General features: G+C 63.5%; 8 protein-coding genes and 2 pseudogenes. 4 read left to right on the forward strand and 6 right to left on the reverse strand.

The genetic code is table 11. The features are described 5' to 3' along the window. From EOA22_RS14355 to EOA22_RS14375, 5 genes and pseudogenes are all read right to left on the reverse strand, one after another. Positions 1–159 (reverse strand): annotated as a pseudogene (locus EOA22_RS14355) (segregation/condensation protein A); the annotation flags it as partial. A gap of 61 nt (positions 160–220) precedes the next feature. Further along, positions 221–1,240, reverse strand: coding sequence for a beta-N-acetylhexosaminidase (gene nagZ / locus EOA22_RS14360; RefSeq protein ID WP_127390042.1), 1,020 nt, complete (start codon positions 1,238–1,240; stop codon positions 221–223). 132 nt (positions 1,241–1,372) lie between these two features. Then, positions 1,373–4,699 carry an SPOR domain-containing protein gene (locus EOA22_RS14365; protein ID WP_063168119.1) on the reverse strand — a complete coding sequence of 1,109 codons (3,327 nt, stop codon included), beginning with the start codon at positions 4,697–4,699 and terminating at the stop codon, positions 1,373–1,375. A 103-nt stretch (positions 4,700–4,802) separates the two neighbouring features. Further along, positions 4,803–6,560, reverse strand: a complete 1,758-nt coding sequence (argS, locus tag EOA22_RS14370; protein WP_063168120.1) for an arginine--tRNA ligase — start codon at positions 6,558–6,560, stop codon at positions 4,803–4,805. A 75-nt stretch (positions 6,561–6,635) separates the two neighbouring features. Beyond that, positions 6,636–7,850, reverse strand: a complete 1,215-nt coding sequence (locus EOA22_RS14375; RefSeq protein ID WP_024503844.1) for a deoxyguanosinetriphosphate triphosphohydrolase — start codon at positions 7,848–7,850, stop codon at positions 6,636–6,638. Positions 7,851–7,940: 90 nt separating this feature from the next. On the opposite strand from EOA22_RS14375, the gene erpA reads away from it, so the two are divergent. From erpA to EOA22_RS14395, 4 genes are all read left to right on the forward strand, one after another. Continuing rightward, positions 7,941–8,288, forward strand: a complete 348-nt coding sequence (gene erpA, locus EOA22_RS14380; protein ID WP_013531288.1) for an iron-sulfur cluster insertion protein ErpA — start codon at positions 7,941–7,943, stop codon at positions 8,286–8,288. Between the two features lies 1 nt (position 8,289). After that, positions 8,290–8,685 (forward strand): VOC family protein, encoded by a 396-nt coding sequence (locus EOA22_RS14385; protein WP_013531287.1) that lies wholly within the window; start codon positions 8,290–8,292, stop codon positions 8,683–8,685. A 16-nt stretch (positions 8,686–8,701) separates the two neighbouring features. Then, positions 8,702–9,496: an exodeoxyribonuclease III gene (xth, locus tag EOA22_RS14390; RefSeq protein ID WP_013531286.1), complete on the forward strand. Its 795-nt coding sequence runs from the start codon at positions 8,702–8,704 to the stop codon at positions 9,494–9,496. A 135-nt stretch (positions 9,497–9,631) separates the two neighbouring features. Next, on the forward strand, positions 9,632–9,886 hold the full coding sequence (locus tag EOA22_RS14395; protein ID WP_244506831.1) for a hypothetical protein: 255 nt from the start codon (positions 9,632–9,634) through the stop codon (positions 9,884–9,886). A 50-nt stretch (positions 9,887–9,936) separates the two neighbouring features. Here the strand turns inward: EOA22_RS14395 and EOA22_RS38860 are convergent. Further along, a pseudogene (locus tag EOA22_RS38860) lies at positions 9,937–10,043 on the reverse strand (sel1 repeat family protein); the annotation flags it as partial.

The following is a 10,043-nucleotide window of genomic DNA, read 5'->3' on the forward strand; positions in this document are numbered from 1 at the left end:
GACCAGCGCCAGGATCGAAATGCGCGCCAGATCGACTTTCTGGGTGCCGGCAAGATGCAGCAGAAGATCGAGCGGACCTTCGAAGCCGGCCACGTCGACGACCAGCGACGGGTCGCCGGTGACGCGTGAATCGTCATTTTCGGCCCACAGACGGTCCATCGGTGCGGCCTTCGCGGCCTTGCTTTCCAATGTCTCCGCCACTGCCTGTCACTTTCCCTTGCTATGCCACCGCATCGAAGTAGGTGGCGAATTCGGCGCGTATTTCGGTTTCTTCGACCGTGTCACGGTCCTTTATATAGGTCAGCGCCCGCTTGGCGCGCTCCAGCGACGTGCCCTCAAGCCCCGTGGTGCGCGATGCGATGCCGGCCATCTCCTCGAAAACGCCGTTGCAGTGAAGGACCAGATCGCAGCCCGCCGCAAGGATCGAGGCCGCCTTTGTCGGGAAATCCCCAGAAAGTGCCTTCATCGATGTGTCGTCGCTCATCAGCAGTCCGTCGAAGCCGATTTCGCGCCGGATGATCTCGTCGATGACCTTGCCGGAGGTGGTCGCCGGATTGTTCGGGTCGATCGCGCTGTAGACGACATGCGCAGTCATCGCCATCGGCAGATGGCTAAGCTCCTTGAACGGGGCGAAATCATGCCGCTGCAGATCACTGAGCGAGGCATTGACCACTGGCAGTTCAAAATGCGTGTCGGCAAAGGCACGTCCATGGCCCGGAATATGCTTCATGACCGGCAGCACGCCGCCCGATATCAGCCCTTCCGCGGCTGCGCGGCCGAGCTCGATCACGGGTCGCGGGTCCTTGCCGTAGGCACGCGCGCCGATGACATCGCTGGCGCCTTCGATCGGCACGTCGAGCACCGGCAGGCAATCGGCTGTGATGCCGTAGCGTAACAGGTCGAAAGCATGCAGCCGCGCCATCAGCCAGGCCGCGCGGGCGCCGGCATCATGATCGTCGCGCCACAGCGCGCCCAGCGCGCCGCCGGCGGGATAATTCGGCGCCAGCGGCGGCCGCAAGCGCTGCCCACGGCCGCCTTCCTGATCGATGAACACCAGCGCGTCCGGACGCCCTATGCAGTCTCGCATCTCGGCGACCAGATCGCGGATCTGTTCGGTCTCGCCGATGTTGCGCGCAAACAGGATGAAGGCCCACGGGCATTCATTGCGATAGAAATTGATTTCTTCGCGGGTGAGCGATTTCCCGGCGCAGCCGAGGATCATGGATTTTGATTCGGTCATGTCGGCAGTTTAGGGCTTTGTGCGATCAAAGGGAATCGCCAGGGATTCATCCGGGACAACGCCGGATCTGCTTTCCCCATGAAAAAAGCCGGCGCGGTGACCGCGCCGGCTTTCAATCGGTTGGCTCCGGCTTTAGCGCGAGACGAAGCAGTTGCCGCCGGCGGCCTTGTAGCTGGTGCACAAATTGATCGCGTCATTGCGTGACTGGGCCGGAACGCGCACGCGGTAGAACGTGCCTTTGCCGGCGATCTCGGCCTTGACGATGTTGGCGGTACGCCCGGCAAGCACGCTGCCATAGCGGCGCTGCAGATCCTGATAACTGGACTGGGCGCTTTCGACGGTCGGCTGCGAGGCGATCTGCATCGACCACGAGCCACCGCCTGCCGCGGTCGATGCCGGATCGATGGACGCAACCTGATCGGGCTTGACCTCGCCGACGACATCGACCGGCTGGTCGGACGGACGCTGCGGCGCTAGCGGAACCTTTGCCGGCGTGTTGGCCGATTGGGCCTTGGCCTCGGCCTTTGGCTTGGCCACCGGCTTGAGGGCCGGCTCGTCGTCCGCCTGGGCGGCGGCAGGCGCCACGGTACCGGTCTGGTCGGCATCGGCTTGCGCCGCCGGGGCGACATGCTGCGGCGCCGGATCGACCGGCTCGGTAGCGGCCACTTGCGGAGCGGCGGGTGCCGCCGGATCTTCACGCGGCACCAGCGAACCGTCCGACTTGACCACCATGGTCCTCACCTTGCGCGGTGCAATGGCGACGACATCGGCATTTGTGCCCTTGTCTGCATCCTGCAGCACCTGCGCGATGCGGTCCTCGGACTTGGGAGCTGGCGCCGTATTGTCGGCCAAAGCAGCGCCGGCCATCGGCGCGGCGTTGCCGACATCGGTTCCAGCGCCGGCTGCATTCTGGTCCGGCGAAAGATCGATGGCGCGGGCCGGGTCCTTCGCCTGCACGTCCACCGGCTCTTCGGTGTTGGTGACCAGCTTTTCCTGGACCGGCTCGGCGGGCTTGGCGCCCCTGACCGCGTCGTAGACCTTGTTGTCCTGGTTCGGCACCACGGCACCGCCCGGATTCTCCGGCTTGACCTTGATCGGCGCGTTGTCGGCCTTGACGATGACGGGCGCTTCGCTGCCGCCCTTGCCGCCAAAGGACAGCGCAAAGGCACCGAGACCGCCCGCGACCGCGACCGCGCCGACAATCGCGGCGATGAACAGGCCGCGTCCGCGCGACGGCCTTGCGGCCTCACGCTCGCCGAGACCCGGAACAGCCATCTCCTCGTCGAGTTCGGGATCGTAGTCGAGTTCATCGACGGTGAAATCATCGGCTTGGGAAGCCGGCTGGCTCCCCGGCAGGTTGTCGAGGTCGTAGCCCGAGGCGTCGGCATAACCCGTGGGCGGCGCCGCGCGGGCAGACATTTCCATCGGCCGCGCCGCATAGGTTCGCGCTTCCGGCTCATAGCCCGGCTTGACCCCGTCATAGCCCGGCTTGAGGCTGTCATAGCCCGGCTTGAAGCCCGCGGCATAGGAGCCATCATCGTAAGACGCGCCGGCCGCGTTGCTTGCTGGGGCGGCAGTCACCTCCACCGCGTTCATCTCGGAGAGAAGGCTGGAGAACTCGGCATCGAGATCGTCATAGCCAGGCGACGCCGGCTGGTCTTCCTCGAAGTGCAGTTCGGGGATATCGAGATCGTCCGCCAGCGCCACGACACGCTCGGGCACATCGACCGTCTCGACATCGGGCATGTCTTCGTAACGCGCCGGCTGGCGCGATTGCGGCGCCGATACTGGGGCAGCGGGAGCCAAGGTTTCGACCGGCTCGGACGAACCATAGGACGTCATGGCGGCGACTGCCGGCGCTGCGGCCATGGATGATGCCACCGAAGCGGCCGGCTGAGCGCTAAACGTAGGCTGCGTGCTGAATGACGGCTGCTGCGGAACCGGCGTCACGCGGCTCCACGAACGCGTCGGCTCTGTCGGTTGGGAACGCTCCGCAAGCCAATCGAAAGAATCCGCCGAATTGTCCCGGGGAGCGGCTTCATCACGCGGATCAAGGCCCTGGGCCAAAGCCGCGTCCAACGCATCATCGTCGAAATCGACATCGCCAATGGTGTCCGAGTCCGGATCCTGGAGTTCATCAAGCATAAGATCGTCAATATCCGCGTCGGCCGCTTGGGCCGTGCCAACATGTCGATTCTGCTCAGGCGTGGTTTCGTCAAGATCCCAGTCGAGGTCGCCGACAAGGTCGGCCGGTTCCTCGGCAGGCTGGGCAACAGGCGGCGGGGCAGCGACAGCCGGCTGAGCCGTGACAGGCTCGCTGGCCACCGGCGCCGTGCGGGAAGTCATGGCGCCCAGCAGCGCATTCAACTCGTCTTCCAGGCTCCGTTCGTCCGCAATCGGGGCGTGCACCGCCGGCGCGACATTGGCTTCTGGCGCCGCCGGCTGGATCGTAGCGGCAGCAACTTCGGCGACCGGCTCTTCGACCGTTTCGGCGAACGAATCTTCAAAGTTCAGGTCGAAGGCATCGTCCGACAGGCCTTCAGGGTTGGAAATCTCGCTTGTTGAGTCCGCAGCATCGGCAAGCACTTCATGCGCTTCCGGCTCGTCGAAGGCGATCGGCTCATCCGCGCGAACGTCGAAATCCATGTCGACATCGGCCATGGCATCGTCGAGGCCAGCAAAGCTCTCGTCGGAGATTGCCTGGCCGTCAAGCGCCGCCGCCTGCTCCGGCATGGCATGCTCGACGGGATCGGCGGCCATGAATGACTGTTCCGCCGCCGAATGGTCGTCGAGCATCAGCTCGTCTTCAAGCGACATTGCCACCGCATCGTCGAATTCGTCATCGGAGGCAACCGGCTCGACAGAAGCGGGCGTATCGGCAACGCTGTACAGGGCCTCTTCGGCTTCCTCATCGATCCGAAGGTCCTGGTCGAGCGAGGCGGCAAGCTCGTCCGCCATCGACTGATCGTCCTCGAAGGGGGACACGTCCTCGAGCGAACCGGCGACGGCATCGCCAATGTCGGACGCGAAAGCGGGCTCGACGGACGGCACGGCTTCAGCGGCGACCGCATGGCTGGCGCCGGCGACGTGGTCGTCGATCTCAGCCATGTCCAGTTCGAAATCGTCGTCGAGCGACACCGAAAGCTCGTCGTCCATCGCGCTGGCGTCAGCCGCTTCGAATGCCGGCTCATGCACGAAAGTCGGCTCATGAGCCTGAACAACCGGAGCGGCGTCGCTGTCGTCAGCGCCGAACTCGCCCATCATTTCTTTCTCGAGATCGATATCGAAATCGCCCTCTTCGAGCCCGTGATCGGCGGCTGGGGCCTGCGGCTGGGCGGGCGATTGCGGCCTGACCGGCTGGCGCGGGTCGAATCCCATGATCCTGGTCAGTTCCGCGAACGGATCATCCTCAGCGATGTCGTTGTTGTCGGCTACTCTCAGCTGGGTTCTGTCTGCCATTATTGTTCCCGAACTCGCACTCATTCGGACGCCATGGACGTCGCGTAGGGTTGGCCCTTACCAGCGCAATGTGGGCAAAAGGTGACAGGTTATTTAGTCAAACCTAACGCATTTCAGTGGGCGCGGCGGCCCCGATCAACGTCAGGCCGGACGTCAAAACGTCCGAAACAGCCTGCACCAGCCCTAGTCTGGCATGCGTCAATTGTCGGTCGTTAACCTTAACAAAACGTAAGTCCGGATTATCCGTGCCACGGTTCCAGTGCCCGTGGAAGCTGGAAGCCAGATCATAGAGGTAAAATGCCAGCCGATGCGGCTCGAGCGCAAGGGCGGCGGACTCGATCAGCCGCGGGTATTCGGCAAGCTTGCGGATCAGGCCGATCTCGCCCTCGTCGGTCAGCAATGCCGCGGCGGACGCCAGGCTGTTGCGGTCGAAATTGGCTTCGCCCAGTTGCTCGCTCGCCTGCCGGAACACCGAATGACAGCGCGCCGAGGCGTACTGGACATAGAACACCGGATTGTCCTTGGACTGCTCGGTCACCTTGGCGAAATCGAAATCCAGCGGCGCATCGTTCTTGCGATAGAGCATCATGAAGCGGATCGCGTCGCGGCCCACCTCCTCCACCACTTCGCGCAGCGTCACGAAATCGCCCGACCGCTTCGACATACGCACCGGTTCGCCCTCGCGAAACAGCTTGACCAGATTGCAAAGCAGCACGGTGAGCTTGACCTCTTCGCCGGCAATCGCCCGCGCCAGGGCTTCCAGCCGCTTGACGTAGCCGCCATGGTCGGCGCCGAGCACATAGATCAGGTCGACGAAGCCGCGATCGACCTTGTCCTTGAGATAGGCAACGTCGGCGGCGAAATAGGTGAATGAGCCGTCCGACTTGACCAGCGCCCGGTCCATGTCGTCGCCGACCGCGGTCGAGCGGAACAGCGTCTGCTCGCGGTCCTCCCAATCGTCGGGTTTCTCGCCCTTGGGCGGCGGCAGCTTGCCCTTGTAGATATGGCCCTTCAGCGTCAGATCGTTGATCGCGGATCGGATCTTCCTGGCATTGTCGGCGTGCAGCGTGCGCTCGGAGAAGAACACGTCGTGATGCACGTTGAGCATCGCCAGGTCCTCGCGGATCATCGCCATCATCGCATCGATGGTGCGATCCTTGACGATGGCGAGCGCCTCGTCATCGGGCATCTGCAGCAGCGAGCGGCCGAATTCCGCGACCAGCGCCTGACCAACTGGCACCAGGTAATCACCCGGATAAAGCCCGCTCGGAATCTCGCCGATGTCGTCACCCAGCGCTTCGCGGTAACGCAGGAATGCGGAACGGCCGAGCACGTCGATCTGCGAGCCGGCGTCGTTGATGACGTATTCTTTGGTCACGTCGTAACCGGCGAAGGCCATCAGATTGGCAAGTGCATCGCCGACGACAGCACCCCGGCAATGGCCGACATGCATCGGTCCGGTCGGATTGGCCGAGACATATTCGACATTGGTCTTCCTGCCGCCGCCAACCATCGAGCGGCCATAGTTGCGGCCCTCGCCGAGCAGTGCGGTCAGATGTGTCTGCCAGAAGCCGTCCTTCAGCCTGAGATTGACGAAACCGGGGCCGGCCACCTCTGTTGCCGCGACATCCTTGTCGTCGCGCAGCGCCTGCGCCAGTCTTTCGGCCAGCGCGCGCGGGTTCTGGCCGGTCGGCTTGGCCAGCACCATTGCCGCATTGGTCGCCAGGTCGCCATGGCTGGCGTCGCGCGGCGGCTCAACGGCAATGCGCGACAGGTCAGGCGAAATGCCGTCTTTGTCTTTCAGATCAAGCGCTTCGACGGCTTTTATGATTCGCGCGGTGAAATCGGCGAAGATGTTCATTTGTGTGACTCTGGGGTCTGGCTCTGGCGGCTTTGCAGCGAATCCGGCTCGTTGGCCGGCAAAATCGAGCCCGCCCTAGCCCAATTCAGGCGTATGGTCAAACAAACGCCGGTGTTCCTTGAGCGCGTAGGTGTCGGTCATACCCGCCAGGAAGTCGGCGACGCTGCGCGCCTTGATGCGATCATCGGCCCGATCCAGCCCCTCGCGCCAGCCATCCGGCATGGCGCGCGGATCGGCGAAATAGGCGTCGAACAGATCCTTGACGATCTGCTCGGCATCCGCGCGCACCCTCATAACCTCGGCGTGCCGGTAGAGGTGCTTGTACAGAAAGGCCTTCAGTTCCTTCTCCAGGGCAGCCATTTCGGCCGAGAAAACCACCATCGTCTCGCCAGCTGCCCTCACTGCATCGGCGCTCGGCGGCCTGATGCGATCGAGATTGGCGGTCGTCGACCTGATCACGTCCTCGACCATGGCCGTTATCTGCCGCCGCATCAGTTCGTGGCCGGTGCGCACGGCATCGAGGGAAGGATAGCGTTCGCGCACGCCTTTCAGGATCGTTCCCGGCAGCGAAACCGTCTCCAGCATGTCCAGCGTCAAGAGCCCTGCCCTCAACCCGTCGTCGATGTCATGCGTGTTGTAGGCGATATCGTCGGCGATCGCCGCGCATTGCGCCTCGATGCCGGCGAACCGGTCGAGTTCGAGATCGTGCAGTTGCGAATAATCACGGATCGCCTGTGGCACCGGCCCTTTCAGACCCTTGCCGTTGGCATCCGTCAGCGGCCCATTGTGCTTGACCAGGCCTTCCAGCGTTTCCCAGGTCAGGTTGAGCCCGTCGAACTCGGCGTAGCGCGCCTCCAGCCTTGTCACGATGCGCAGCGATTGTGCGTTGTGGTCGAAGCCGCCCCAGACGGCCATCTTCTCGTTGAGCGCGTCCTCGCCGGTGTGGCCGAAGGGCGTGTGGCCGAAATCATGCACCAGCGCCACCGCCTCGGCCAGATCCTCGTCGCCGCGCAGCGCCCGTGCCAGGGCGCGCGCTATCTGCGCCACTTCGATCGAATGGGTCAGCCGGGTGCGATAGTGGTCGCCTTCATGGGCGATGAAGACCTGCGTCTTGTGCTTCAGCCGCCGGAAGGCCGTCGAATGGATGATGCGGTCACGGTCCCGCTGGAATGGCGTGCGGGTCGGGCTCTCCACCTCGTCGAACAGCCGCCCGCGCGAGTTTGCCGGATCGCAGGCATAGGCGGCGCGTGGCCGATAGCCGAATCCGATGTCGCCCAACTCACTGGTCATGGCTGATGCTGCCGCGTTTGACTTAGCCAGGTTGACTTGGCCCCTCGCGCTTCATACCTATCATGTGAAACCGAAAGCAAGGTGACGCCCATGGGCGCTGATGCCAAGACTGCCATGAAAGTCGATATGACCGAGGCCGCCGCCAAGCGGATCGCCAGGATTGTCTCGAACGAAGCCGGCAAGACGGCGCTGCGCGTTTCGGTCGAAGGCGGCGGCTGCTCGGGCTTTTCCTACAAGTTCGATCTGGTCGATACGCGCAACGACGACGACGTAGCCATCGAGAAGGACGGAGCCACGGTGCTGATCGACGATTTGTCGCTGGTCTATATGGGCGGATCTGTGATCGATTTCGTCGACGATCTGATGGGCCAGTCGTTCCAGATCCGCAATCCGAACGCCGTCGCCTCCTGCGGCTGCGGCACGAGTTTCTCCATATAGAATGCCTGCCATCGGTGCGGTCCGTCAGATCGCGCTGTCGGCTGGCCGTGACCTCGACGTGACGCTGGCTTTCTGGCGCGACGTGCTGGGCATGGCTGTCCATGCACGCTTCGATCCGCCGGGCATCGCCTTCATCATGGCCGGAGAAATCAGGCTGCTGTTCACCGACGGCGTACCGGCCGGAACCGTCTATCTCGACATATCGGGCCTTGATCAGTTCCATGCCTCGGCTGCTGCCGCCGGCGTGCCTTTCACCGCGCCGCCAACGCTTGTCCATCGCGACACGGACGGCCAGTTCGGTCCAGCGGGGGAAAGCGAATGGATGGCCTTCCTAAAGGACCCGGCTGGCAATACGATCGGCCTCGTCGAACGCCATCCGCCGCAAGAGCCCAACTGAACAGCACGAGACCGCCATGAAAATCGTCACCTGGAACATCAACGGTGTCCGCGCCCGCATCGGCAACCTCACCCATTGGCTGACCGAGAGCGCACCCGACATCGTCTGCCTGCAGGAGATCAAGACGGTCGACGAGCAGTTCCCGCGCGCCGAGATCGAGGCGCTTGGCTACAATGTCGAAACCCATGGCCAAAAGGGTTTCAACGGCGTCGCGCTGTTGTCGAAGCTGCGCTTCGACGAGGTGATCAGGGGCCTGCCCGGCGACGATGCCGATGAACAGGCGCGTTTCATCGAAGGCGTTTTCTCAACCGACAAGGGCGCCTTGCGTGTCGCCTCGCTCTATCTGCCGAACGGCAATCCGATCGATGACGAGAAGAAGTTTCCTTACAAGCTGTCCTGGATGGCGCGGCTTGAGCGCTGGGCCGAAGAACGGCTGAGACTTGAGGAGGCTCTGGTGCTCGCCGGCGACTACAACGTCATTCCCGAGCCGATCGACGCGCGGTTTCCGGAGAATTGGCTGGGCGACGCCCTGTTCCAGCCGCAGACGCGACAGGCCTTCCGTCGGCTGCTCAATCTTGGTTTCACCGAGGCGGTGCGCGCGGTCACCGACGCGCGCGACACCTATACGTTCTGGGACTATCAGGCCGGCGCCTGGCAGAAGAACAACGGCATCCGTATCGACCACCTGCTTTTGTCGCCGGAAGCCGCCAACCGATTCTCATCGGCCTCTATCGAAAAGCATGTGCGCGCTTGGGAAAAACCATCCGACCATGTCCCGGTGGCGATCGATCTCGCGCTTCAGCCGGCTTGAGAGAACCCTCGCCGGGCCCGTCTGCGCTGAACCCTCATATCGCCACATTTCGCGCCGTTCATTGCAGACCAGCATGGCGGCTGGGGTTCCATGAGCGCACGATTTCATCTTTGTCCCATTGGCCTGGCATTTGCCATGGCCGTTCCTGGTACGGCATTTGCCGACCAGGAATGCCTGGCCAATGGAAAATCCTACCAGATCGGTCAGGTCGCCTGCCTGACGGTGGCCGAGCAGAGCCATCTGGCCCGCTGCGATATGGTGCTCAACAACACCTCGTGGACGAAGATCGGGGATAGCTGCCCGGAAAACACGCTGGCGCCACACCCCCATGTCACGCCGATCTCGACGCCGGCGCCCAGCATGGTGCCGACGGAGCCGATCGCGAACTGAGCCAATCTCCCGCTTCGTGGGGGAGATCGGCAGTTCAGCCGCCAGCAAAACTACTGGTCCGCGTTGTTGCCCTTGGTGAGGATATCATCGGCCAGCGAGATCGCGGTGCGGCGGTCGGCCTCGCCGGCGGGGGCAAATGGCCCTTCCTGCATGTCGC

The organism is Mesorhizobium sp. M7A.F.Ca.US.014.04.1.1, from assembly GCF_003998745.1.
In the GTDB taxonomy this organism is placed as follows: domain Bacteria; phylum Pseudomonadota; class Alphaproteobacteria; order Rhizobiales; family Rhizobiaceae; genus Mesorhizobium; species Mesorhizobium ciceri.